The organism is Flavobacterium acetivorans (assembly GCF_020911885.1).
Taxonomy (GTDB): Bacteria; Bacteroidota; Bacteroidia; order Flavobacteriales; family Flavobacteriaceae; genus Flavobacterium; species Flavobacterium acetivorans.
Map to the genome: position 1 here is coordinate 527,914 of NZ_CP087132.1, position 26,359 is coordinate 554,272.

Below are 26,359 nucleotides of genomic sequence, written 5' to 3' on the forward strand. Positions count from 1 at the left end.
TAAAAAATCAGTACCTTTGTTTAATCTATAGCCAAAAAGAATAAACAAAAAAATGAAACAACTATCAACAGAAGATTTTTCCAAGATGGAAAGAATAGAAAGATTGAATTTAATTAACTCTTGTACTGGATATAAATCGGCAAATTTAATCGCAACTCAATCAATCGATGGCAAATCCAATATTGCAATTTTTAGCAGTGTAACTCACCTAGGAAGTGATCCCGCTTTAATTGGATTCATCGTCCGACCAACAACAGTGCCAAGAGACACCTATAAGAACATCAAAGAAACGGGATATTTCACTGTCAATCATGTAACAGAATCGATGATTGCTGATGCGCATCATACTTCAGCAAACTACGCACCTGGCATTTCTGAATTTGAAAAAACGAATTTAGAAGAAGAATATAAAGAACACATAAACATTCCTTTTGCAAAAGGAAGTCCAATACAACTCTATTGCAAATATGTAAACGAATACTATATTGCAGAAAATGATACTATCCATGTTATCGCCTCCATAGAAAATATTTTTTTTGAAGAAAACTTAAGACATGATGATGGATGGTTGCAAATTGATAAAGGAAATGTAGTTGCTCTAAATGGGCTAGACGGATACTGCTTACCCAAATTAATTGATCGCTTTCAGTATGCAAGAAAAGATACCCCAACAAAATCATTCTTAAAATAGACTAAAATCAGGAAAATAACCCATCAAAAAAAGGCCTTTTGAACACATGATTCAAAAGCCCTTTTTTTGATGTAAAATTATATTATTTCTTACTTCCGTCAATAATTGCTCCAGTCCCTGCACCTACACCAGCACCAGCTAAACCTCCAATTATAGCACCCTGCCCTTTTTTCTTGCTAATAATAGCACCAGTTGCAGCTCCTACTCCTGCTCCAATTACAGCTCCTTTTGCAGTATTACTCCAAGCTTTCTTCTTTGCAGTGGCGGCAGGAGCTGAAGTCGAAGGTTGCTGAACAATAACAACCTCTTTTTGAGATTCAACTTTTGCCATTTCAACTTGCATTGAATCAATGACTTTTTGTTTTTCAATTTCTACTTTCATAGAATCAATAGTTTTTTCCTTTACGGCTTGACTATCCATTTTCCTTTGATCTTTACAAGAAATTACAACAACAGCTAATAACAACAAGTATAATGCTTTCATAGTTTTTTATATTTTATTTTACAAAGTAAACTCATAGCATACTATTTTAAGTTATATAATTATACGCAAAACTTATATAATTACTAAAATCTTAGACTATTTCAGTATTCCTTTTTTCAAAATCTGCCCAAAATTGTACATATCCTCAAAAGAACAATACAAAGGAACAGGCGCTAAACGGATAACGTTTGGTTCTCTCCAATCTGTAATTACGCCACTTTTCATTAAATAATCAAACAAACTGCGTCCTTCCCCATGAAGTAAAACCGATAATTGGCATCCTCTTTCAGATTGATTTGTTGGTGTAATAATTTCAAAACTGCTATCGACTTCCTTATCAATTTCGTGAAGAATAAACTCCAGATAAGACGTGATTTTATCTCTTTTTTCGATTAAAGCGTCCATTCCTATCTCATCAAACATTTCTACAGAGGCTAAATAAGGAGCTAACGAAAGTACCGGCAAATTACTGATTTGCCAACCGTCAGCACCATGAACAGGGTCAAAAACCGGTTCCATCTTAAAACGACGTTCCTTGTTATGTCCCCACCAACCGGCAAATCTTGGCAATTCAGAATCGTTATGATGTCTCTCATGTACAAAGCAACCCGAAGCATTTCCAGGTCCTGAATTCATATACTTATAACTGCACCAAGCCGCAAAATCTACATTCCAATCATGAAGTTCTAGTTTTATATTTCCCGCTGCGTGTGCCAAATCCCATCCCACTTTTGCTCCAACCTGATGTCCGGCAGCAGTTATCGTTTTCATATCAAAAACCTGACCTGTATAATAATTAACTCCGCCTATTAAAATTAAAGCCAACTCCTCTCCCACTTCTTCAATTTTAACCAAAATATCTTCCAAGCGGATGTTGTGTTCCCCATCTCGACGTTTAATTTCAACAATCGCCTCCTCAGGTTTAAAACCATGAAAATGAACTTGGCTTTGAAACATATATTGATCTGAAGGAAAAGCTTTTTCTTCGCAAATAATCTTGTATCTTGATTTTGTTGGTCTATAAAAAGAAACCATCAACAAGTGAAGATTTACCGTCAAAGTATTCATCACCGTTACCTCAGATGGCAATGCGCCCACTATCTTACTCAATGGTTCAGCAAAACGTTCTTGATAATCCCACCAAGGTTTATCGGCATAAAAATGCCCTTCTACTGCGAGCTCAGCCCAGTCATTCATGACTTCATCAATATAGGCTTTGGTGCGTTTGGGTTGCAAACCCAATGAATTTCCTGTGAAATAAATCACCTTTTCTCCATTCACTTTTGGAAAAATAAATTCATCTCTATATTTACTTAATTTATCTTGCAAATCAAGTCCTTGTGCAAATTCTTTGGTATTTTCGAAAATCATCATTCTTTTTTTGTTTTGTAAAAATAACCAATATTTATTTTGACACAAAGCGTAACCACTTTATTTTGTAACTTCAACAATGTACTATTGTGAAAATTAAGAATTTCCTAAAAACACAAGTTATTTGACTCTGAATTTTAACTATATTTGATTGTAACTTAACTCCTGTTTTTATGCTTAAAAATAATCTAAACGCAATTATCCTATCGATAGCTGTCGTAATATCAGCTTTCTTGTTTGCCAATGCTTTCCAGAACAGGAATAGAAGCAATGATACCATTAGCGTTACCGGCCTGGGAAAAACAGATTTCATATCTGATTTAATTGTTTGGAAAGGTTCTTTCTCTAAAAAAAGCAGTACCTTGAAAGAAGCCTATACCTCATTGGATGCTGACCGCGAAAAAATTAAAACTTACTTACTAAACAAAGGAATCCCGTCTGCTGATATCATATTTTCGGCCATTAATTTCAACAAAGATTATGAGACCACTTATAATGAAAACGGAAGCATCAGACAAAATTTATTTACCGGATTTACGCTAACTCAAAACGTAAGCATTCAGTCCAAAGAAGTAAATAAAATTGAAGATATATCCAGACAATCCAGTGAACTAATCAATGCTGGAGTCGAGTTTTATTCGAATGCGCCTGAGTATTATTATACCAAGCTTGCCGAATTAAAAATAAAAATGATTGCCGAAGCCACAAAAGACGCCAGTACAAGAGCGCAAAGTATTGCCGAAAATGCCAATGCTGATTTAGGGAATTTAAAGAAATCAGATATGGGGGTTTTTCAAATTATAGGACAAAACTCTTCCGAAGATTATTCTTATGGCGGTTCATTCAATACCAGTTCCAAAAACAAAACGGCTACCATTACAGTAAAATTAGTTTACCAAGTAGACTGATTGCAATTTTTGATTTAAAATATCTAACAGCGAAATCTGTGGAAATATTAGACTAAAAAACTTAGAAATATAGAATATTGCAACTATCAAGACATAAAAAAATCTCGCCATTGCTGACGAGATTTATGAATTAACCTTTATAAGTGCATTAGATGATTAACATCGCGTCACCGTAAGAGTAGAATTTGTATTTTTCTTTGATTGCTTCCTCATATGCTTTCTTCATTAAATCGTGACCACAAAATGCAGAAACCATCATTAATAAAGTAGATTTTGGAGTATGAAAATTAGTAATCATACAAGTTGGTATTGTAAAATCATGAGGAGGAAAAACGAATTTATTTGTCCAACCATCAAAAGGATTTAAAGTGTTTTGTGAAGAAACAGAACTTTCAACGGCACGCATTGATGTAGTTCCTACGGTACAAATACGTTTCTTTTTGGCTTTAGCTTCATTGACAATATCACAGGCTTCTTGAGTGATTTTTAATTCCTCAGAATCCATTTTGTGTTTAGACAAATCCTCAACCTCAACTGGGTTAAAAGTTCCTAAACCTACGTGAAGCGTCACCTCAGCAAACTTAACTCCTTTAATTTCCAGTTTTTTCATCAAATGCTTAGAAAAGTGCAAACCAGCAGTTGGTGCTGCAACAGCTCCTTCTTCTTTAGCATAAATAGTTTGGTAACGTTCCGCGTCTTCTGGAGTTACGTCTCTGCTTATGTATTTTGGGATTGGAGTTTCTCCAAGTTCTGTTAATTTATTTCTGAATTCTTCATAAGAACCATCATAAAGGAAACGCAATGTTCTTCCACGAGAAGTGGTGTTATCAATAACCTCAGCTACTAATGAATCATCGTCACCGAAATACAATTTATTACCGATTCTAATTTTACGAGCCGGATCAACCAAAACGTCCCAAAGACGCTGTTCTGCATTTAATTCTCTAAGTAAGAAAACTTCAATTCTGGCTCCCGTTTTTTCTTTATTTCCGTACAAACGTGCAGGAAAAACTTTGGTGTTATTTAAAATTAAAACATCACCATCATCAAAATAATCAATAACATCTTTGAACATTTTATGTTCGATAGTTTGTTTTTTACGATCAATAACCATCAGACGAGCTTCATCTCTATTCTCAGCAGGAAATTCTGCTAAAAGTTCTTTAGGTAAATCAAATTGAAAATGTGATAATTTCATTTATTTATTTTTTATTAAAAGTTAAGCCTTCGACTATACATAGGCCGACAAAAGTTAATTGAAAATCAAATAACTAAGCTGGTGCAAATATACGACTGTGAGATAGGCGTTGTCAAGTGTTTTGATGTTTAATTTAACCCTCAAAACAAAAAGCGACATGTTTTCAGCAATTTAGCCCCATAAACATTAAGATTTATAGCTCTGTTTCTGAAATTATAAATCCTAATTTCTTCATATCTTCCCAAAAATCAGGGTAAGATTTCGAAACTACTTCGGCATCTTCGATTATTATAGGCACTTTTAAAGCCAAAGGTGCAAATGCCATTGCCATTCGATGGTCATTATAGGTGACAATTTTCACGTTGTGATTGATATTATTTGATCCTACTAGTGTCAAGCTATCATTGGTTACCGAAATATTGGCTCCCAATTTTGTCAATTCGACACGCAAGGCTTCTAAACGATCTGTTTCTTTGATTTTTAAAGTATGTAAACCCGTCAAATGACAACCAATTCCAAGTCCAAGGCAAGTCACAACAATGGTTTGGGCAATATCAGGAGTGTTATTAAGTTCGAAATTTACGTCTTCGAATTTAAAATCCTTTTGTTTGGTCAAAGTTATTTTATTCCCTTCGAATTGCGTCTCTACTCCCATTTTTTTATAAATAGAAACCAATTCTGAATCGCCTTGCAGGCTGTTTTCTTTGTAGCTTGTCAATGAAATAGTAGCTTCATCTGCCAAAGCGGCTAAACTGAAAAAATAAGAGGCCGAACTCCAATCGGATTCTACAACCATTTCTTTCGTTTGCACTTCTTGTTTTGGAAACACTTTGATTACATTTCCTTCAAAACTGGTTTGGATGTCTAAATCATTCAATAAACCTAATGTCATTTTGATATAAGGAACAGAAGTAATTTCGCCTTCTAAGGTGAGTTCTAATCCGTTTTTTAATTTCGGAGCGATTAATAAAAGCGCCGAAATATACTGACTGCTCACATTAGCCGCCATGGTAACTTTGGAAGCCCTGATTTCTTGTCCTTTAATTCGAATTGGCGGATAGCCCACTTCTTTTTCATAGGAGATCTTCGCTCCCAACTGCTCTAAAGCTTCCACCAAAATTTTGATAGGGCGTTCGTGCATTCTGGCGGAACCGGTCAACACTACTTCACGTCCTTCTTGCACCGCAAAATAAGCGGTAAGAAAACGCATTGCAGTTCCTGCATGATGAATATCTATTATTTCCTCTTTCCCTTTTAATGCTTTTTGCATTACCTCACTATCATCAGAATTGGAAGTATTAGCTAGGCTAACGTTAGGAAATAGAGCCTGTAACAATAATAATCGGTTGGTTTCGCTTTTTGAGCCGGTAACGGCAATCTGGGTTTTTAAATCAGAATGGGTGGTTTGTAACAGTAAATTCATGTTGTAGTTATGAGTTATGAATTATGAATTATGATCCGCATAATTCAAGCCCGCAATTTACCACTCCTCCTTTATAATTCATAATTTAAAATCCACAAATTATTTCAGTTTATCGTTGTTTTTGTGACGATCTTTATCTCTAACTGATTTTAAATCCATCTTTTTATCGAAAGCGGCTTGCAAATCGATTCCGGTTTGATTGGCCAAGCACAATACCACAAAAACCACATCGGCTAATTCCTCGCCAAGATCTTTGTTTTTATCGCTTTCTTTCTCGGATTGTTCTCCATAACGGCGCGCAATGATACGGGCAACTTCGCCAACTTCTTCAGTCAATTGAGCCATATTGGTCAATTCGTTGAAATAACGAACACCATGTTCTTTTATCCAGTTATCAACTTCTAGTTGGGAATTTTTTAAGTTCATACTTTTATTTGTTATTTTAGGAAGAATTGCAAAGGTAGCAGAAAGATTCCTTTTAAATCTTTTCAAAAATTCAACTTCTACATTTGGGCAATTATTCTAGCTGTAAATGGTCATTTCCAAATCAATACAATCTTTGAAATAACACCAAAATTAATTTTAACACATTGAAAATAAAGCTTTCAAATCTTATCTCCTTTATAAACCAGTTCAATTATGAGATTATACAATTCTTCTGATTCGAAAGGTTTGGATAAATACCTATCTATTCCTGTAGAAGAACAAGTTTCTACAACTGAGCCAGTCACTACTGCGCTTAATGCAATAATAGGAATGTTTTTTTTAGTCTGATCTTCCAAATTACGAATAATCGAAGTCGCTTCATAGCCATTCATTATTGGCATCATAATATCCATCAAAATAACATCAAAATCACCATTAATAACTGCCTCTACAGCTAGGCTCCCATTGCCTACAGTGACACATTCAAAATTAAATTTTGAAAGCACTTTTTCTGCCAAAATTTGATTAATACGATTATCCTCGGCTAAAAGAACTTTGATTCTTTCGCCAGTATCTCTAGGAAGAACTGACTTACTGTTATTTTCAAATGTCTTTAGAAGAACTCCATTAGGAATTTCTTTAACAAAAGGCAAGTTTACTATAAATTTAGTTCCTACGTTTAGCTTACTTTTCACCTGAATATCACCATCCATGATACTGATAATTTTCTTAATGATAGTCAGTCCTAATCCTGTTCCATCATACTTCCTAGTCGCATCATTACTGACTTGAATAAATGGTTCAAAAATAGTTTTAATCTTATCTGAAGGAATTCCTATTCCAGAATCTTTCACTATCACTTTTATGTGATGGAAGCCTGTCTCTTCTCCATTAAACTTAATTTTCAATCTAATTTTACCTTTTACATGAGTAAATTTAACGGCATTACTAATTAAATTAAATAATATTTGAGAGATTCGAATGGAATCGCCATTAAGTATTGCCGGAACTTTTTTATCGATTGAAATTTTAAAATCAATTTCTTTTCCTTCTATCTTACTAGAAAAAGTATCGTGAATCAGCTGAGTAAGTTTTGATAAATTGAAAGGTTTTTCATAAAGTGTAATTTGCCCCGATTCAATTTTTGCTAAATCCAAAATATCGTTGATAATCACCAGAAGAATATCGCCGGACATCTTGATGTAATCTAACTGTTTTTTGCTTTCAGGATTCAAAGCAGGGTTTTTCAACAATAAATCCGTAAATCCCAAAATACCGTTAAGAGGCGTGCGAATTTCATGACTCATGCTTGACAAAAATTCATCTTTTGCCGTTGCTAATCGCTCAGAACGTTCCTTTTCTTCAACTAATTTTTTATTAATCGTTTCCAATGATTTTTTGGAAACCATAACGGCTTTTAATTCTTCGATATAGGTATTAAATCCCATACAGAAAACATCTAATTCATCCTGTGAATCTGAGATGGGCAAATAATTAAAAAAATCTCCTGAATAACAATCGGAAATATGTTCAATAATAGCATTGGTTCTATTCTTTTTGGACTTTATTTTTTCTGCCAAAAAAAGCAATTCTTTATGCACATCATCTAAACTGTCTCCATAGGTTAGTTGCTCTTGAAACTCATCTTCATTGATGGAACGAACCAAAGCTAATATTTCTTCTAATTTAGACATCTTATACTGATTTTATAATCTTAGTCTTTCCGTTTTTTCATCTCATTGAGCCATTTTACAGCATCGGTTTCTGAGGAAAATACTTTAACAGGAATTTTTCGTTTTTTCATTCGATTGAAAACGTTAACCATAAATTTCATTAAATGGGAATTAACAATCATCGCGCAAGCATACAAAAATTCCTCTCCATATTCATCGATGTACTTCTTGGCTTCATCAGATGTGTTTTTTAGATTTCTGAGATCCATGCACCAATATTGATGTTGATTATTTGAGATATTGTGCCTTAATTCTATTGCACTTTTGGCAATCTCTAAGGTCATATCAGTAGGATTTTTAAAAACACTAAATAGTAGTCCGTTATCAATCCAAAGTTTATAATCCTGATTTTCAATTATTGTCATTATTTAATACCATTAATTTCATTCTTTGCTTTTATTTCCATGAGCCATTCCGTTGCTTTTTCTTTGTTTGTGAATGTCTGAAACGGAATTTTCGATTTTTTTAATTTTAAAAATGTATTAAATAAAAATTTTTGAATATGTGAATTGATAACTAATGCACATGCAAATAAGAAATCTTGACCATAAACATCCGCATAATCTCTACATTCTTTTGAAAAACCAATTCCTTCTTTAACATCATAACACCAATACTGATTGACATTATTCGAAATAGCATGTCGCGTTTCTATCAATTGTTTTATTTTATCCAAATCAAAATTCACTTCACATTTGAATTTACTATACAAAATCCCATCGTCAATCCAAAAACGGATAAATTCATTCTCTAATTCTGTCATCTATTATCCTTTTTTTATATTTGACATTGACTCTATTAATTCCATATTAAAAGTATCATCTAATTTAATAAAGGCATATAAAGAAATGGTATTTGCGCCATATTTTTGTTTTTCATAATCAGCAGAATATCCTAAAAATACTTTTTCTTTACCTAAATAATTGGCTCTTTTTACCAATTGAAAAATGGCTTGTTTATACAGATTCATTGACTCAACATATTCATAATTTAATCCCATAATTAATGGAGAATAATGCTTGTCTCCCCTGAATGACCAAACGCAGCAGATTGTCTCGTCACCACCTTTTAACTTAATGTCCATAAACTCCCAATCTTCATATTTAGACAGTATTTGGGTTATCTTGGCCGGATATTTAAAATAATTAACGGCATGATTGTCTTTTTTAACATTTTGAAATAAATTGTAATAATGTTCCGCTTCTTGACTAGTTATTGTGTTTTTAAACGTAATATCAAATTGATCTTCAAATTTAAAAACATATCTTTCAACATTTCTTTTATTATTTTTTGACGGAATCTGACTGAGGAACTCTTCGTTTGTTTTCCAGCTTTGAATTGGAATCACATTAACATTTGGCATATTTATTTTAACAAAGCCTTCGTTTTCAAAACATTCCATATATTTAAAATCGGACTGAAAATCTCTTAAAAGAACAACTGTTGAATCAGTAGCTTTTTTTAGTTTTTCGACTTCAATGAAAAATCCGCTCAAAGCTTCCTTCAGCAAAGGATGTTTTTCATTGACAAACAAATGATTCCCTTCGGTAAACAGCGAACCCATAGCTAATGTTTTTGAACATAAATAATAAGGATCCTGCTCTCTTTGTTTTTCAATTTGCTTCGAAATATTTTCTAAAGACAACATATCGTCTTTATAAAGCGCACTTGTAAAAAATGTCGCCAATAGTATTTCATTCTTTTCATCTTTTATGATGATATAATGAAATCCCCAATTTTCTTCTACTTTTTCATTATTCGAAAAAATCTCTTCAATGCATTGCAAGCCGTTATGTGAATAACTCCCATTATCCTTAAACAGATTATCCCATGTTGTAACGTCTATTTCATTAATAGTATTATAGACTTCTATAAAAATTTTCTCTGACCCAACTGTTTTTACAGTGTTTCTCCCTTTAAAAGGGACATTAAATGTCTTATATATTTTTTCTAAATCTTCATTTTCTTCATCAACTGCGATATGAAAGTTCCTGCCTATTGAACTCACTAATTGGTCAATATGCTCTTTTGTATTGTGTCTTGTGAGCGTAAATCGCAATCCTGTTTTATCGTTTGGCACCACTGGGAACGTCGCCGTATTAACATACAATCCGTCAGCCAAAACACGCTGAACCAGATTTTGAGCGACCTTCACAGAACCCGTACCTATAAAATAAATTGGTGTTTCGCTTGAAGAGGTGTTGGTCAAATTAAGTTCTTCTAATTTCACATTCAAATACTCCATCGAATCCTTTAACTCTTTTTGAAAGATATGAATTTGATCTGAAAGTAATAGTTCTGCCGATCCAATTGCTGCGCCAACATTAGATGGAGACAAAGGGTGTGTATAGGCAAGAATCCCACCATAAATATTAACTTTTCTATGCATTTCAGCATCATTAAAAACAGCTATTCCTCCGATACATCCAAAACCTTTGGCCAAAGTACTCATTAAAATAACTCTTTCACTATGCTTGAAGTGCTCAAAGACACTTCCGCATCCATTTACGCCAGTCCATCCCACACCGTGGGCATCATCAAAATACAAATGAAGTTTTGGATATTTTTCCAGCAAATAAAGGAGTTCTGTTTTATGAGGCAAATCACCATACATAGAATAAACGCCATCGGCCATATACCAAATCTTATCGTATTGGTTGTAGCCTCTTTTGATAAATTCTTCCAGCATTTCCATGTTGTTATGACGAATCATTTTTACCATGGTACCCTGTAATTTTGCGAATTGACAAGGATATTGCACACTATAATGTACTTGTTGATCCAGAATAATTAAATCACTAGGCTGTATAATAGTTCCTATTACCGATTGATGGGCAACCGAGGTCGAAGTAAATGTTATAACAGGATGATTGTCAAAAATTTTACTAATTAAATTTTCTAATTCATCTTGATATGATGCCTTAACATAGGTTCTTGAAATGGAGAAATGAGAGCCATATCGATCTAACAAATTACGACTTTTCTCTAAAACATGCGGATGCTTTTCTAATCCTAAATAACCACAAGTACCAAAATTGATTAACTCTTCATTATTTATTTTTAAAAACTCTCCATTAAATTCTTCTTCCTGAGAAGAAAGATGCATTACATTCTTTTTTTTTGCAGTTGTAGCCACATGATCAATTACATCATAAGCACTAGTGTGTTTGATTTTTGCCAAAATTCGAGGTTATTAAGTTAATAGATTTGGGAATCTGACCTCAAAAGTAAATAATAAAACACAATTTAAGAAGCTGAGTAAAAGCTAAATCGAGAATCTTTTTAAATAAAAAAATACAATAAGAATAGTCGTATTAAAATAGACTACTTACTCCCTGTTTTTACTATCAATTAGAATCGTTACCGGACCGTCGTTCAACAAAAGTACTTTCATGTCGGCGCCAAAAACTCCGGTTTGCACTTTTTTTCCGAATTCCTTTTCAAGTGATTTTACAAAATTTTCATACAATGGAATCGCAACATCCGGCTTTGCAGCCTTTATATACGACGGACGATTTCCTTTCTTAGTACTGGCATGAAGCGTAAATTGACTCACGACAATTATTTCACTATCAATATCTTTAACGGAGAGATTCATGACGTGGTTTTCGTCATCAAATATGCGAAGATTCACAATTTTACCAACGAGCCAATTAATGTCTTCTTGAGTATCGGCATCTTCAACACCAACCAAAACCAACAATCCTTTTTGGATATCGGCAACGATTTTAGAATCAATGGTTACCGAAGCTTGAGAAACCCTTTGGAGAACTACTCTCATAGCCCTCTCGTTTTATCACTCTCTTTTCGATCATCATCATATACATCAGTACGATAATTCTCATCATCTCCTTCCAATATCTTAAGATAGCTATTGTATCGCGACCAAGCGATCTCGTCTTTCTCTAAAGCTTTTTTGACTGCGCAATGCGGTTCATCTTTATGCAGGCAATTATTGAATTTACACTGGTCTTTCAACTTGAAAAATTCGGGAAAATAACCACTTATTTCCTCTTTTTCCATATCTACAATTCCAAAACCTTTTATTCCGGGAGTATCGATAATTTTAGCATCAAAAGACAAATCATACATTTCGGCAAAAGTCGTCGTGTGTTGTCCTTGCTTGCTGGCTTCAGAAATGGTTTTTGTTTTAAGATGTAAAGAAGGTTCCATCGCATTCACCAAAGTCGATTTTCCTACACCAGAATGTCCCGAAAACATGCTCACTTTACCTATCATCATTTCTTTCAACGCCTCAATTCCTTTCATTTCTGTTGAAGAAACACGCAAACATTTATAACCTATTTCCTGATAGACATGCTGCATATACAGCTGTTCGTCAAGCGTAGCTTCGTCAAAAGTGTCTATTTTATTGAAAACCAAAACCGTTTCAATCCCATAGGCTTCGGCAGTTACCAAAAAACGGTCTATAAAATTGAATGTCGTAGGCGGATTGTTTATCGTTACAAGCAAAAAAACCCGATCAATATTCGAAGCGATAATATGCATTTGATGGGATAAATTCACTGATTTTCGAACGATATAATTCTTCCTGTCGTGAATATTATTGATAGTTCCCGTTACTGTATCAGAAGATTCTTCAAGTTCATAGTCCACAATATCGCCCACGGCAATAGGATTGGTACTTTTGATTCCCTTTATTCTAAATTTCCCCTTCATACGGCATTCAATAAAATCACCTTGTTCTGATTTTACGGTGTACCAACTTCCTGTAGATTTGTATACGAGTCCTGTCATTCGGCAAATTTACGATTTTTGATTTTAGCTTTTTAATTTTTGCATAACAAAAAAAAGACTGCCTAAATTGATAAGCAGTCTTAAAATTGTTTTAAATAAAAAACGGTTTAGTATTTATAAGTAATCCCTTTTTTTATTGCTTGTGCCCCCCCTAGTTGATTTGAATTTGCTCCAACAGTAGTTTTATCAGAAGTCAACAATATAAAAGGACAACCAAGGGCAGCTGCAGCCATTTTCAATTTTTTATCCGCTTTCTTGTCACCAGTATTTCCTGTTTGAAAATTTATAAGTCCTGTTTTTCCTCTAACCTCGTCACCTTTTTTAAGGCCTGATATGTAAGCCTTATCCTCAAGGACTACAACTTTCTCCCAATCATCTTCATTATTAACGGTTACTTTCTCGGTAACTTCCTCGACTCTTCCACTTTTGCCATAAACAATTTTTTCAATTGCATATTTGCTCATTGTGTTTTCAGCATCCTCACCATCGTACTTATAAACGATAGTGTACTCTTCTAATTTTACAACTTTACCTTTTACGGTTTCACCATTGTGTTTTGTAATTACATCGACTTGCGCATTTGCGGTAGCAAAACCAAAAGCAAGTGTTACTAATAAAATAATTTTCTTCATCTTTTAATTTTTTTTAAATTTTATATCATATTTTAAGAGAAAACAATATTACGAAAAAACTTATAAAAAAATTATTTTTTATAACAAGAAAAATACAACTACTATTCTCTTTATCAATCCAACAGCATGACAAAAACCCATCCCTAACCATAAATAAAAAATCCCCACAATTTAAAAAAGTGGGGATCTATCTATTTAAAACAAGCGAATTAAGCGTTTACTATTTTTTCTTGGTGTCCAATACTTTCTTGGTGGATTGCTTTGAACATTCTAAGAACAAATTCTTCGGTCAAACCTCTTTTTTCTCCTTCAAGAATCATTTTTCCTAAAATTTCATTCCAACGTGTGTTTTGTAGAACGGCAACGTTAGCGTCTTTTTTCACTTGACCAATTTCGTCCGCTACTTTCATACGCTTTCCTAATAAGTCTAATAAATTCGTATCCAAAACATCGATATTCGCTCTCAATTTTTTCATTTTTTGAGTGTACTCATCCGATACATCGTCTTGTTTTCTTACTCTCAAGTCTTTGAAAATTTGTTTCAAGGCATCTGGAGTCACTTGTTGTGCGGCATCACTCCACGCATTATCTGGATCAGTATGCGTTTCGATAATCATACCGTCATAATTTAAATTCAAGGCTTCCTGTGTCACTTCAAGAATCATGTCTCTGTTCCCTGTAATGTGAGATGGATCAATGATTAATGGTAAATCAGGGAATTTATTTTGCAAATCGATAGCAATTTGCCACTCTGGAATGTTTCTGTACTTTGTTTTTTCATAAGTAGAAAACCCTCTGTGAATTACTCCTAATTTTTCAATTCCGGCAGCATGCAAACGTTCAACACCACCCAACCATAAGGCCATATCTGGGTTTACCGGATTTTTAATCAAAACAATTTTATCGGTTCCTGCCAATGTATCTGCAATTTCTTGAACAGCAAACGGATTTGCAGTTGTACGAGCACCAACCCATAAAACATCAATATCATATTCCAAAGCCAATTTACAATGTGCAGCGGTAGCCACTTCGGTTCCCATTAGCAATCCTGTTTCTTCTTTGGCTTTTTTCAACCATTTCAAACCAATTTCCCCTACACCTTCAAATCCTCCTGGACGCGTTCTTGGTTTCCAGATTCCAGCTCTAAAGATACTTACATCCGAATCTTTCAATTCATGCGCAATTTTCAACACTTGTTCTTCTGTTTCAGCACTACAAGGTCCTGCTATCACTAATGGATGAGATAAATTGAATTCATTCAACCAATTTCTCATTTCTTTCTTGTTTTCCATCTTTTTTTAATTTTTAGCTTATTTAGTTTTTAGTTTTATTGTTGAACAACGGATTGACTATTTCTTAACGTTCATTCCGTTTAATATCTCTTTTATTTTATTCACGCTCTGCATTTCGTTGTAAATTGCATCGTAATCTTCCTTTTCTAAAAGTTCTTTGAACTTAGACAAATTCGAAATGTACTCCTCCAATGTTTTCATCACCTGCTTCCTGTTTTGTTTAAAAATTGGCGTCCACATCGCCGGAGAACTTTTGGCCAGACGAACCGTGCTTTCAAAACCTGAACCTGCCATATCAAAAATATCCTGTTCGTGTTTTTCTTTGTCGATCACCGTTTTCCCAAGCATGAAAGAAGAAATGTGAGACAAATGCGACACATAAGCAATATGCTTGTCGTGCGATTTGGGATCCATGTAACGGATTCTCATCCCCATAGCTGCAAACAATTGCAAGGCTTTCTCCTGCAATTTGAAAGCGGTTTTCTCGACCTCGCAAATAATATTCGTCTTTCCTTGAAACAATCCTCGTATTGCCGCCGAAGGTCCAGAAAACTCCGTTCCCGCAATGGGATGTGTGGCAATAAAATTTCTTCTTTTCGGATGATTCGCAACCGCTTCGCAAATTGGCATTTTGGTGGAACCTACTTCAAAAACAATTGTATTATCGCCAATTGCATCTAATACAGTCGGTAAAACCTCCATCGCAACATCTACCGGAACCGATACAATCACAAAATCAGCCGAAACTAAATCCTCCATATTTCCGGCAACATCAACCACTCCTAAAGTAATGGCTTCCTGCAAATGATTTTCGTTATTGTCAATCCCAAAAATCGTTGCATCTGGGTTTAACGATTTAATGTCCAAAGCCATCGAACCACCTATCAATCCTATTCCTATTACGTAAATTTTCATTTTAATTAAAATCTATCAATTGCTTCCTGTATTTTCTCCTCTTTTACACACAACGCAAATCGAATATAACCTTCTCCATTGCTGCCGAAAATTGTTCCCGGCGTAATAAAAATAGATTTCTCGTATAAAATCTGGTCAATGAACTTTTCTGCCGATGTGATTCCGTCCGGCAATTTTGCCCAAACAAATAATCCAACGCCTTCTTTATACACTTTACAACCCAATTTTTCGGCTAATTGTTCCGTAAGAATTCTGCGTTTACTGTAAATGGCATTCATTTCATCAAACCAAGAAGCGTCGCTTTTCAAAGCTTCGATTGCCCCTTTTTGGATTCCAAAAAACATTCCGCTGTCCATATTACTTTTTACTTTCAAAACAGCATCAATACAAGCGGCATTCCCCAAAACCATTCCAACTCTCCAACCCGCCATGTTGAAAGTTTTACTCAACGAATTCAATTCCAAAGCCACTTCTTTTGCTCCTTCCACCTGCAACAAACTCATTGGTTTGTCGTTCAAAACAAAACTGTACGGATTGTCATTGACCAATAGTATCTGATGTTTTTTGGCGAAAGCCACCAACTTTGCGAACAATTCCAAACTTCCTCTCGCTCCTGTTGGCATGTGCGGATAACCAATCCACATGATTTTCACTTTCGATAAATCCAGTTTTTCCAAAGCTTCAAAATCTGGTTCCCAGTTATTATTTTCCTTTAAATCATAATAAACTGGAACCGCTCCCACCAAATTCGTCACCGAAGTATAAGTCGGATATCCAGGATTTGGAATCAAAACATGGTCACCTTCATTCAAAAAAGCCAGCGAAATATGCATAATTCCTTCTTTGGAACCCATCAATGGCAAAATCTCTGTATTGGAATTCAATTCCACGTTGAAATTATTCTTATAAAAATCAACCATCCCCTGACGCAACTCCGGCAAGCCTTGATAACTCTGGTATTGGTGCGCATTCGCATCTTGCATTGCCAAAACCACAGCGTCAATAACCGCTTTCGAAGGCTGTAAATCTGGGCTACCAATTCCCATATTGATGATTGGCTTTCCCTCTGCAGCCAATTGCCTTACTTCTCTTAACTTCGATGAAAAATAATATTCTTCAATTATATCTAAACGTTTCGCTGTTGTGATCATTATTCTATTTTATATTTATCAGCTCTGGGCTTTCAACTTTATGTCTAATTAGGGCTTTGTGTTTTTATATTCTCCCAACACTTTGAAATACTCGGCCATGATTTGCAATAAGGATTTTGCCTTGGCATAATCTTCGTATTTTTCGAAAGTCACATCCACAAAAAAGGAATATTTCCAAGGGGTTTCAATTTTGGGAAGCGATTGTATTTTAGTCAAATTCATTTTACAATCACTCATTACATTCAAAACAGCCGCTAAACTTCCACGTTTGTGATCCAATTCAAATTTGATAGAAGCTCTTCTAATTTCATTTTCCGGCACAAACGAATTTTCCTTTTTTATAATAACAAAACGCGTCATGTTATTTTTAATGGTTTGGATTTCCGGAGCCAAAATCTCTAAATCATACATTTCAGCAGCCGTTTTGCTGGCAATTGCAGCAATTCCTTTTAGTTGTTTTTCCTGAATTCTTCGAGCCGTTTCAGCTGTATCTTTATCTTCAACTAATTTTATATTTGGATACTGTTTCAAGAAATCCATACATTGCAAAATAGCCATAGGATGCGAATGTACTTCCTGAATATCTTCCATTTTCTGACCTTTTAATGCCATCAAATTTTGGTGAATTCTCAAATAATGTTCTCCTATTATGTGCAAATTATTTTTGTCAATCAAAGCATAATTTGGAATAATTGGTCCCGCAATAGAATTTTCTATCGCCATAACCGCCTGATCTGATTTGCCTGAAAGTAAGCTATCTACCAACTCCTCAAAAGACAAACATTCGTCAACTATTACATTTTGCTCGTAATATTCTTGTGCCACCTGATGATGAAAAGATCCTTTTATTCCTTGTATTGCAACTTTATTATTCATTTTGTAAAAAATTAGGCAAAAAAAAATCCCGATTTGCATCGGGATTGTATATTTATAATTATCAATTTAATTTTTGAATTAAATAACCATACGACAATCCCTACCCTGTTCCCAGAAGAAATAATAAGAATTGCTAAAATAAAATCGGTTATCTAACATTTTGTTTTGTGTTTTTTGCATTAAATTCTATGCGAATGTATAAATTATTTCCAGCTCACCAAAAAAAAAATTGCATTTTGTGAAACAAAAAAAGAATTCTCGATAAAACTAGTTTTAAATTATACAATCATTAAAAATTTACTGATAAAATATCATATAATCAGGGGCTTAATAAGGACTTTCAGAACTAAAAAATAATTCTTCTTCTTTTACAACGACATTTTTTTCTATTTTTTTACTCTTGAAGGCGTATCTTCACCGCTAATGATAGTTTGCGAACTAATGGCAATTGCCTTTATAATTTCGGTCATATTATCTAAATCCAGAGTCGATACCTCATCGCTCAATTTATGATAATTAGCCTCTACATCCATTTTGGAAGTTGAAATAGTATGTGCAGGAACTCCTTGAGCTGCCAATCTCGCATTATCGGATCGATAAAAAAGTTGCTCTTTTGGATACGGATCTTGATAGAAATTGAAATTTGTGCCTTTTAAATTTTTCTGCAAAATAGTTCCAAAATCCGTTTTCTCGAAACCGGTTATATAGGCCGAATTTTTGCCCCATTTGCTTTCGGTTCCAATCATTTCGATATTGAACATGGCTACAACCTTGCTTGGATCCATTTTTTCGGAGAAAAACTTAGCTCCAAAACCGCCTACTTCTTCTCCGGTAAAGGCCACGAAAATAATGGTTCTTTCATTTTGTCCCAATTCCTTGAAATATTTTGCCAATGCAATTACTGCCGTTGTGCCCGAAGCGTCATCATTAGCTCCATTATAAATTTTATCAATTCCTTCTTTTGCCATTTCCAAATGATCGTAATGTGCCGAAAAAATAACATATTCATCCGGTTTTGATTTTCCGGGCAATATCCCAATCACATTGTTTGCCGCTTTTCCTTTTACATCAAATTCCTGACGATAGTTTTTTAAATCTTTAAAATAAGAAAGCTCAATTTTCTTGAATTCGCCCTCGATAAAAGCGGAAGCCAAATCAATTCCGGGCGAAAAAATAGCTCTTCCTTCCATTTCATCCGAAGCGAGTTCTGTTTCAATTCTCACAACTTCCTCTTTATCAATTACTAATTTCTCCTGAGCCTGAACAAAAAGCCCAAGAAAAAGAAACAATAAGATGCTTTTGTTTTTCATAATATATATGGTTTAGTTTATTGGTTTTAAGTTTCAAAACATATAAATCAAAGCAATCATTCATAATTACTTTCTATTTTGACTATTTATTTTTAAAATTCCTTAATTGGCAAACAAAGAAACAACAAATCAATCCTTTTTCTGTTTACTTTTGCAACAAATAATTCGCCAATGTCAATAGAAGTAAATAACATTTCAAAAAGTTATGGTGCCCAAAAAGCGCTTGATAACATTACATTTTCTGTCAAAAAAGGAGAAATTGTTGGTTTCTTGGGTCCAAATGGAGCCGGAAAATCTACTTTGATGAAAATATTGACAACCTATCTCCATGCCGATGAAGGCACTGCCATCGTTAATGGACATGATGTAAACTCAAACCAAAAAGCGGTTCAACTTTCCATTGGCTATTTGCCCGAACACAATCCGTTGTATTTGGATTTATATGTCAGGGAATATCTGGCTTTTAATGCCGATGTTTATAAAGTGGCCAAATCCAGAATCGAGGAAGTAATTCAACTTACCGGTTTAACTGCCGAAAGCCATAAAAAAATAGGACAGCTATCCAAAGGATATCGCCAACGTGTAGGACTTGCTAACGCTTTGTTGCACAATCCCGATGTTTTGATCTTGGATGAACCAACAACCGGTTTAGACCCAAATCAATTGATTGAAATACGAAATGTCATAAAAAATGTGGGCAAAGACAAAACTGTTTTTCTTTCTACACACATTATGCAAGAAGTTGAAGCCATTTGCGACCGCGTAATCATCATCAATAACGGCCTAATAGTCGCTGACAAAAAACTGGACAAATTAATCTCTGCCGACAAAGAACAAGTAATTGAAGTAGAATTTGATTATAAAATCGAAGAACAGGCCATTGCCAAAATAGAAAATCTTACTTCCTATAAAAATACCCACGACATGATTTGGGAATTAACTTTCCTGGCTGACAAGGATATGCGCCCTGTAGTATTTGATTTTGCCACTGCCAATGGTTTAAAAACCTTGCAACTCAACCAAAAAAATAAAAATCTGGAAGCCGTTTTTAGGGAAATTACCAAAAAATAGTTCCCAGAAAGGAAATTTCATATTAAAAGAAAGCTCGTTTACATCCCAAACAATTGGAGTAAACGAGCTTTTTAAATTTTAGTTTAATATCTTATTAGCTTTTTGGCAAAGGAGCTCCTACTGCAATATCACATCTATGCCCATCTTTTCCATGTGGAGGATTCATTCCCTCTGGAGTTTCGGCATCGGCTGTGCTTGTCGACAATAAAGCAGGAACGGGCTGTTGCACATTTATTTGTTGCGAAACCTGACCAGTTGTTGTTGCGGCAGTATTTGAAGTCGTTGGTGCTGCAGCTTTTGAATTCAAAGGGGCTCCAACCGGAATATCACAGCGATGTCCAGGCTGTCCATGTGCAGGATTCATTCCTTTAGCAACAGAAACTGGAGCTGTTGCAGTCGTAGTATTTACACCTTGCTGATTAGCCGGTGTTGTTGCAACCTGATTGTCTACCGGTGTAACATTTTGATAAAAAGGCACCACATTAGTTGAACTATTATTGACCTCTTTTTTGCTTTCCTCTTTACAAGAAGTCAATGCAATAAAAGAAGCAAAAATGAAGTAAAATTTAGATCTCATAACCGATTATTTATTTTTTATTTGAATCAAATATAAGTCTTTATAAATGTCCTTCCAAAATTAAATTTCACAAAATCAACTTCCTAAAAAACCCGAGAGGCAATTTGACGAATATTCTCTGATTTTCCCATAGAATAATAATGCAGTACAGGAACACCGGCTGCCTTGAGCTCTAATGATTGCTGAATAGCCCATTCTACTCCAACCTGTCTAATCTCTGCGTTGTTTTTACACTGATCTACAGCATGAATCAAATCTTCGGGTAAGTCAATCCTGAAAATTTGAGGCAATATTTGTAAATGCTTTTGTACCGCAAGAGGTTTGATTCCCGGTATAATAGGCACTGTGATTCCCATTTCTCTGGCTTTGGCAACAAACTCAAAGTATTTGGCATTGTCAAAAAACATTTGGGTAACCACATAATCAGCGCCCGCATCTACTTTTTCTTTCAGGCGTTTTAAGTCTGAAAGCAATGATGGCGATTCCAAGTGTTTCTCCGGATAACCAGCCACACCAATACAAAAATCGGCCTTGTTATCAATATGCATCACATCGTGCAAATATTTCCCTTCATTCAATTGGTTAATCTGTTGCACCAAATCGACCGCGAAGTTATTCCCACCAGCTTTTGGGACAAAAGATTGCTCTTCTTTCATAGCATCACCACGCAATGCCATCACATTATTAATGCCTAAATAATGACAATCTACTAATAAATATTCGGTTTCTTCCTTGGTAAAACCACCGCAAAGTACATGAGGAACTGTATCAACATTGTATTTATGCTTGATTGAAGCACAAATACCCAAAGTTCCAGGACGCATTCTGGTTAATTTTTTATCTAATAATCCATTGCCTTTATCAACATAAATATACTCCTCACGCGAAGTCGTAACATCAATAAATGGCGGTTTGAACTCCATCAACGGATCAATATTATCGTATAATTCCTGAATATTCTTTCCTTTTTGAGGCGGAATAATTTCGAAAGAGAATAATGTTTCCCCTTTTGCTGCTTCTATATGTTGTGTTACTTTCATTCTTTTTTTTGTTTAAAGTTTAAAGTTTAAGGTTTCTTTCGAACAACTTTAAACATTTTTTTAATCTGCAATATTCGGGTTCAACCATTTCATAGCTAAATCAGTTGAAATACTTCTACGTTTTGCGTAATCAATCACTTGATCTTCTTTTATTTTTCCAAGTCCGAAATACTTACTTTCTGAATTCCCAAAATAATATCCAGAAACCGAAGAAGCGGGCCACATCGCCATACTTTCGGTCAATGTTACTCCAATTTCTTCTTCCACATTTAACAGTTTCCAAATTGTTGGCTTCTCTAAATGGTCAGGACAAGCAGGATAACCCGGTGCCGGACGAATTCCTTTATAGGTTTCCGCAATCATATCCTCGGTACTTAAAGCTTCATCCGGAGAATAGCCCCAAATTTCTTTTCTTACTCTTTCGTGCAAGTATTCAGCAAAAGCTTCCGCAAAACGATCGGCCATTGCTTTCACCATGATTGAATTATAATCATCTAAATCCTTTTCGAATTCAGCTGCCCATTCGTCAACGCCAAAACCGGTCGTTACACAAAATGCACCCATATAATCGGTTTTACCGGAATCTTTTGGAGCAATAAAATCTGATAAGGCAATGTTTGGCGCTCCTTTTGTTTTTTGAGATTGCTGGCGTAAGGTCAAAAATTTCTCCAAAACTTTTCCGTTTTCATCTGTCAATTCAATATCATCATCGTTGACTTGATTCGCCGGAAAAATTCCATAAATCCCTTTGGCTGTCAATTTCTTTTCTTTCAAAATCACTTGCAACATTTCCTGTGCATCTGCAAAAACAGAAGTTGCTTGTTCTCCTACCACTTCATCGGTAAGAATAGCCGGATATTTCCCGAACAATTCCCAAGTCCTGAAAAATGGCGTCCAGTCAATATAAGGAACCAAAACATCCAAATCGACTTCGATTGTTTTTGCTCCAATAAAATTAGGTTTCATTGGAGTGTAATTTTCCCAGTCTAACAGTAATTTGTTTTTTCGAGCCTGCTCAATCGTTAAGAAATTTTTGTCGCGCGAACGATTCAAAAACGTCTCTCTAAAAGCATCATATTCTTCACGAATCGATGCTGCATATATTTTTTTATCGCTGTTTAATAAACTTCCGGCGACCGTTACGGCTCTAGAAGCATCATTTACGTGAATTACTGTTTCTCTGTATTGTGGAGCAATTTTCACGGCAGTATGCGCGCGCGAAGTGGTGGCACCACCAATCATCACTGGAATTTTAATATTTCGTTTATCCAACTCTTTGGCTAAATAAACCATTTCATCAAGCGAAGGAGTAATCAATCCACTTAATCCGATAATATCTACATTGTGTTCTATGGCAGCCGCAATAATTTTCTCGGGAGCAACCATGACACCCAAATCTACAATTTCATAATTATTACAAGCCAAAACGACAGATACAATGTTTTTTCCAATATCATGTACATCGCCTTTTACCGTTGCCATCAAGATTTTTCCATTCCCTTGTTTGTCTCCCGCTTGCTTGCTTGCTTCTATAAACGGTAATAAATAAGCCACTGCTTTTTTCATCACACGAGCCGATTTTACCACTTGAGGCAAAAACATTTTTCCGCTTCCGAACAGATCTCCCACGACATTCATTCCGGCCATCAAGTTGATCTCGATAACTTCAATTGGTTTTGTTGCCGCCAATCGGGCTTCTTCGACATCAATTTCTATAAACGCATCAATTCCTTTGACCAAGGAATGGGTAATACGTTCTTGGACTGTTCCTGAACGCCATTCTTGGATTGCTTTTTCATTGTTTTTGCTATCTCCTTTTACATTTTCGGCAAAATCCAACAATCTTTCGGTCGCATCATCACGTCGGTTCAGAATTACATCTTCTACATGTTCCAATAAATCTTTTGGAATTTCATCGTAAATAGTAAGCATTTCCGGATTCACGATTCCCATCGTCATACCATTTTGAATAGCATGATACAAGAACACCGAATGCATCGCTTCCCTCACCACATCATTCCCTCTAAAAGAAAAGGAAACATTACTTACTCCACCGCTAATGTGTGCATGCGGTAGATTTTCTCGAACCCATTTTGTCCCTCTAAAGAAATCCAAGGCGTTCAGGCGGTGTTCTTCCATTCCTGTTGCTACCGGAAATATATTCAAATCAAAGATGATGTCTTGTGGTGGAAAACCAACCTTATTGACCAAAATATCATAAGAACGCTGGCAAATTTCCACTCGGCGTTCATAATTATCGGCCTGACCTACCTCATCAAAAGCCATGATAATGGCAGCGGCTCCGTAGCGTTTGATAAGTTTAGCGTGGTGAATAAATTGCTCTTCGCCTTCTTTCAAAGAAATCGAATTTACGACGCATTTCCCTTGCACAACTTTTAAACCCGCTTCGATGATATGCCATTTAGAGCTGTCAATCATAATGGGCACACGAGAAATATCCGGTTCGGCAGCTATTAAATTCAGGAATTTTGTCATAGCATATTCGCCATCAAGCATTCCTTCATCCATATTAATATCGATGATTTGCGCGCCACCTTCTACTTGCTCTTTCGCAATACTTAATGCTTCTTCGTATTTTTCCTCCTTAATTAATCGAAGGAATTTTCTAGAACCAGTTACATTGGTTCGCTCTCCAACGTTCACAAATACACTTTCAGGTGCAATGATTAAAGGTTCTAATCCTGATAAAACTAAGTTTCTTCTAGTTTCTTTTTCTGCCATTTTATTTACTTTTAATCCTAAATCGTTTTCAAAACGACATAGGTTTAATCTTTATTTTTATTGCAACTTTTTGCTAATGAATTTCCGTTTCCTTTTTTTAAAAAGCTTTTTCTCATTGTCGGCACAAGCGAGACGCTTGCGCTAGCGGAAGAAGATTACTTCCATTTTGACTTTTCAAAATACTTGTTTGACACGCCACTATCATATATATAATATTTAGTTTTAGTAAAACCGGCTTTAACAAGAGTAATTGAATCTGGTTTTAATTCTTCATTTAAAATAATATAGTTGGCTCTTGGGTTCTTTAAATCATATTTAACTTTGTAATATTTTTTTAGAATTAAATTATTGTTCCCCGTTACTTTCATAGATGATAAAATTTTTCCATCCTTATAAAAATAATATTTTATATAAGTAGACTTAGAAATATGCTTATACCTTGTTGCAAAACCAATCGTTTCTCCTTTAAATGTTTTTCTATAATCATCGTATTTATGATCGTCCCAATATCTAAGAAGTAATAAAAAAAGTACCGCTGCACAAAATATAATAATAGCCCAAGGATTAGTTTTGCTTTTTTCCGGCTTACTTTCTTCTATCATCTAACTAATATCAAAATTTTACATTGTCGCTGTTGACACACGCGGCTTATAATCTTTTGCGATTTCTGCAATCAACTTTATGTGTTCCGGGGTTGTTCCGCAACAACCGCCTATGATATTCACTAAATTATCGTCTAAATATTCTTTGATAAAAGCCTGCATTTGCTCCGGGGTTTCATCATATTCACCAAAGGCGTTTGGCAATCCTGCATTAGGATGCGCTGACACATTAAAAGAGGTGTTTTGTGATAGGGTTTGCAGATAGGGTTTCAATAAATCGGCACCTAGGGCACAATTAAATCCCACGCTCAACAAAGGGATATGCGAAACTGAAATCAGGAAAGCCTCTACTGTTTGTCCTGATAGTGTTCTTCCCGAAGCATCCGTAATGGTTCCTGAAACCATGATTGGAATATCAATATTGCGCTCGTCTTTGACTTCCTCGATGGCAAAAAGTGCCGCTTTGGCATTCAAGGTATCGAAAATAGTTTCTACTAATAACAAATCGCAACCGCCGTCCATTAAAGCTTCGACCTGTTGTTTGTAAGCAATTCGTAAATCATCAAAGGTTACTGCTCTGTATCCCGGATCATTTACATCGGGCGACATGCTTGCAGTTCTGTTCGTTGGCCCTACTGAACCAGCCACAAAACGAGGTTTATCAGGATTTTTGGCTGTAAATTCGTCTGCTACTTCACGAGCAATTTTTGCCGATTCGAAGTTGAGTTCGTAAACGAAATCTTCCAGATGATAATCGGCCATACCGATAGTGGTTCCAGAAAACGTATTGGTTTCTACAATATCTGCTCCTGCTTCAAAATAGGCGGCATGAACCGCTTTGATAGCTTGCGGTTGGGTAAGTGACAACAAATCATTGTTCCCTTTTAGAGAATGAGGAAAATCTTTGAAACGTTCTCCACGAAAATCTTCTTCGGAAAAATTATATCGTTGCAACATGGTTCCCATAGCTCCGTCGAGCACGAGTATGTTTTTTTTAATTGCTTCTTGAATTGATGCCATTTATTTATTTTTTATAAATTTAAATGCTCACTATACCCAATCTTTAGCCCTGATGCTCGAATTGTTTTCACAATTCCCTTTTATTCTGGTATTCAGAATAAAAGATATAGCGCACAGCAGGAAGGATGCCGGCCGAAAA

Annotated in this window: 25 protein-coding genes; 3 read left to right on the forward strand and 22 right to left on the reverse strand. The window is 35.2% G+C overall.

Annotated features, from left to right (window positions below):
- Nucleotides 1-52 precede the first annotated feature (52 nt).
- Nucleotides 53-691, forward strand: a complete 639-nt coding sequence (locus LNP19_RS02370; RefSeq protein WP_230063169.1) for a flavin reductase family protein — start codon at nucleotides 53-55, stop codon at nucleotides 689-691.
- Nucleotides 692-773: 82 nt separating this feature from the next.
- On the opposite strand, the gene LNP19_RS02375 is transcribed toward LNP19_RS02370, so the two are convergent.
- Both LNP19_RS02375 and kynU read right to left on the reverse strand, forming a co-directional pair.
- Nucleotides 774-1,175, reverse strand: coding sequence for a YMGG-like glycine zipper-containing protein (locus LNP19_RS02375; protein ID WP_230063170.1), 402 nt, complete (start codon nucleotides 1,173-1,175; stop codon nucleotides 774-776).
- A 96-nt stretch (nucleotides 1,176-1,271) separates the two neighbouring features.
- A complete protein-coding gene (gene kynU, locus LNP19_RS02380; RefSeq protein WP_230064203.1) occupies nucleotides 1,272-2,546 on the reverse strand; it encodes a kynureninase in 1,275 nt (424 codons plus the stop codon).
- A gap of 173 nt (nucleotides 2,547-2,719) precedes the next feature.
- Here kynU and LNP19_RS02385 point away from each other — a divergent pair, with 173 nt between their 5' ends.
- Nucleotides 2,720-3,454 carry an SIMPL domain-containing protein gene (locus LNP19_RS02385; RefSeq protein WP_072943778.1) on the forward strand — a complete coding sequence of 245 codons (735 nt, stop codon included), beginning with the start codon at nucleotides 2,720-2,722 and terminating at the stop codon, nucleotides 3,452-3,454.
- A 148-nt stretch (nucleotides 3,455-3,602) separates the two neighbouring features.
- On the opposite strand, the gene queA is transcribed toward LNP19_RS02385, so the two are convergent.
- The 15 genes from queA to LNP19_RS02460 form a co-directional block, all read right to left on the reverse strand.
- Complete coding sequence (gene queA, locus LNP19_RS02390) at nucleotides 3,603-4,652, reverse strand: tRNA preQ1(34) S-adenosylmethionine ribosyltransferase-isomerase QueA (RefSeq protein WP_072943776.1); 1,050 nt, start codon at nucleotides 4,650-4,652, stop codon at nucleotides 3,603-3,605.
- 193 nt (nucleotides 4,653-4,845) lie between these two features.
- Entirely contained in the window at nucleotides 4,846-6,075 is a 1,230-nt protein-coding gene (aroA, locus tag LNP19_RS02395) for a 3-phosphoshikimate 1-carboxyvinyltransferase (RefSeq protein WP_230063171.1), read from the reverse strand.
- A gap of 99 nt (nucleotides 6,076-6,174) precedes the next feature.
- Complete coding sequence (locus LNP19_RS02400) at nucleotides 6,175-6,501, reverse strand: nucleotide pyrophosphohydrolase (RefSeq protein ID WP_072943771.1); 327 nt, start codon at nucleotides 6,499-6,501, stop codon at nucleotides 6,175-6,177.
- A 179-nt stretch (nucleotides 6,502-6,680) separates the two neighbouring features.
- Nucleotides 6,681-8,195 carry an ATP-binding protein gene (locus LNP19_RS02405; RefSeq protein WP_230063173.1) on the reverse strand — a complete coding sequence of 505 codons (1,515 nt, stop codon included), beginning with the start codon at nucleotides 8,193-8,195 and terminating at the stop codon, nucleotides 6,681-6,683.
- A 20-nt stretch (nucleotides 8,196-8,215) separates the two neighbouring features.
- Nucleotides 8,216-8,599, reverse strand: a complete 384-nt coding sequence (locus tag LNP19_RS02410) for a DUF7793 family protein (RefSeq protein ID WP_230063174.1) — start codon at nucleotides 8,597-8,599, stop codon at nucleotides 8,216-8,218.
- Nucleotides 8,599-8,997, reverse strand: a complete 399-nt coding sequence (locus LNP19_RS02415; RefSeq protein WP_230063176.1) for a DUF7793 family protein — start codon at nucleotides 8,995-8,997, stop codon at nucleotides 8,599-8,601. The genes LNP19_RS02410 and LNP19_RS02415 overlap by 1 nt, the downstream gene beginning before the upstream one ends.
- 3 nt (nucleotides 8,998-9,000) lie before the next feature.
- Nucleotides 9,001-11,415: an aminotransferase class I/II-fold pyridoxal phosphate-dependent enzyme gene (locus LNP19_RS02420; protein ID WP_230063181.1), complete on the reverse strand. Its 2,415-nt coding sequence runs from the start codon at nucleotides 11,413-11,415 to the stop codon at nucleotides 9,001-9,003.
- Between the two features lie 147 nt (nucleotides 11,416-11,562).
- Entirely contained in the window at nucleotides 11,563-12,015 is a 453-nt protein-coding gene (dtd, locus tag LNP19_RS02425; protein WP_230063183.1) for a D-aminoacyl-tRNA deacylase, read from the reverse strand.
- On the reverse strand, nucleotides 12,012-12,992 hold the full coding sequence (rsgA, locus tag LNP19_RS02430) for a ribosome small subunit-dependent GTPase A (RefSeq protein WP_230063194.1): 981 nt from the start codon (nucleotides 12,990-12,992) through the stop codon (nucleotides 12,012-12,014). The genes dtd and rsgA overlap by 4 nt, the downstream gene beginning before the upstream one ends.
- Nucleotides 12,993-13,099: 107 nt before the next feature.
- Complete coding sequence (locus LNP19_RS02435; RefSeq protein WP_230063195.1) at nucleotides 13,100-13,624, reverse strand: hypothetical protein; 525 nt, start codon at nucleotides 13,622-13,624, stop codon at nucleotides 13,100-13,102.
- A 209-nt stretch (nucleotides 13,625-13,833) separates the two neighbouring features.
- Entirely contained in the window at nucleotides 13,834-14,916 is a 1,083-nt protein-coding gene (locus tag LNP19_RS02440) for a bifunctional 3-deoxy-7-phosphoheptulonate synthase/chorismate mutase type II (protein ID WP_230063196.1), read from the reverse strand.
- A 57-nt stretch (nucleotides 14,917-14,973) separates the two neighbouring features.
- Entirely contained in the window at nucleotides 14,974-15,831 is an 858-nt protein-coding gene (locus LNP19_RS02445) for a prephenate dehydrogenase (RefSeq protein ID WP_230063197.1), read from the reverse strand.
- 5 nt (nucleotides 15,832-15,836) lie between these two features.
- On the reverse strand, nucleotides 15,837-16,982 hold the full coding sequence (locus LNP19_RS02450; RefSeq protein ID WP_230063198.1) for an aminotransferase class I/II-fold pyridoxal phosphate-dependent enzyme: 1,146 nt from the start codon (nucleotides 16,980-16,982) through the stop codon (nucleotides 15,837-15,839).
- Between the two features lie 48 nt (nucleotides 16,983-17,030).
- Nucleotides 17,031-17,858, reverse strand: coding sequence for a prephenate dehydratase (locus tag LNP19_RS02455; protein WP_230063199.1), 828 nt, complete (start codon nucleotides 17,856-17,858; stop codon nucleotides 17,031-17,033).
- A 386-nt stretch (nucleotides 17,859-18,244) separates the two neighbouring features.
- The gene (locus LNP19_RS02460; RefSeq protein ID WP_230063200.1) at nucleotides 18,245-19,168 is read right to left on the reverse strand and encodes a M28 family metallopeptidase; all 924 of its coding nucleotides are present in this window, start codon (nucleotides 19,166-19,168) and stop codon (nucleotides 18,245-18,247) included.
- Between the two features lie 171 nt (nucleotides 19,169-19,339).
- Between LNP19_RS02460 and gldA the strand changes: the two genes are divergently transcribed.
- A complete protein-coding gene (gldA, locus tag LNP19_RS02465; RefSeq protein ID WP_230063201.1) occupies nucleotides 19,340-20,239 on the forward strand; it encodes a gliding motility-associated ABC transporter ATP-binding subunit GldA in 900 nt (299 codons plus the stop codon).
- A 94-nt stretch (nucleotides 20,240-20,333) separates the two neighbouring features.
- Here the strand turns inward: gldA and LNP19_RS02470 are convergent, their stop codons facing one another.
- The 5 genes from LNP19_RS02470 to LNP19_RS02490 form a co-directional block, all read right to left on the reverse strand.
- Nucleotides 20,334-20,816, reverse strand: a complete 483-nt coding sequence (locus LNP19_RS02470; RefSeq protein ID WP_230063203.1) for a hypothetical protein — start codon at nucleotides 20,814-20,816, stop codon at nucleotides 20,334-20,336.
- 83 nt (nucleotides 20,817-20,899) lie between these two features.
- Nucleotides 20,900-21,856 carry a methylenetetrahydrofolate reductase [NAD(P)H] gene (gene metF, locus LNP19_RS02475; protein WP_230063204.1) on the reverse strand — a complete coding sequence of 319 codons (957 nt, stop codon included), beginning with the start codon at nucleotides 21,854-21,856 and terminating at the stop codon, nucleotides 20,900-20,902.
- Between the two features lie 60 nt (nucleotides 21,857-21,916).
- Complete coding sequence (metH, locus tag LNP19_RS02480) at nucleotides 21,917-24,598, reverse strand: methionine synthase (protein ID WP_230063206.1); 2,682 nt, start codon at nucleotides 24,596-24,598, stop codon at nucleotides 21,917-21,919.
- Between the two features lie 155 nt (nucleotides 24,599-24,753).
- A complete protein-coding gene (locus LNP19_RS02485; RefSeq protein ID WP_230063208.1) occupies nucleotides 24,754-25,200 on the reverse strand; it encodes a hypothetical protein in 447 nt (148 codons plus the stop codon).
- An 18-nt stretch (nucleotides 25,201-25,218) separates the two neighbouring features.
- The gene (locus tag LNP19_RS02490) at nucleotides 25,219-26,220 is read right to left on the reverse strand and encodes a homocysteine S-methyltransferase family protein (RefSeq protein ID WP_230063212.1); all 1,002 of its coding nucleotides are present in this window, start codon (nucleotides 26,218-26,220) and stop codon (nucleotides 25,219-25,221) included.
- Between the last annotated feature and the right edge of the window lie 139 nt (nucleotides 26,221-26,359).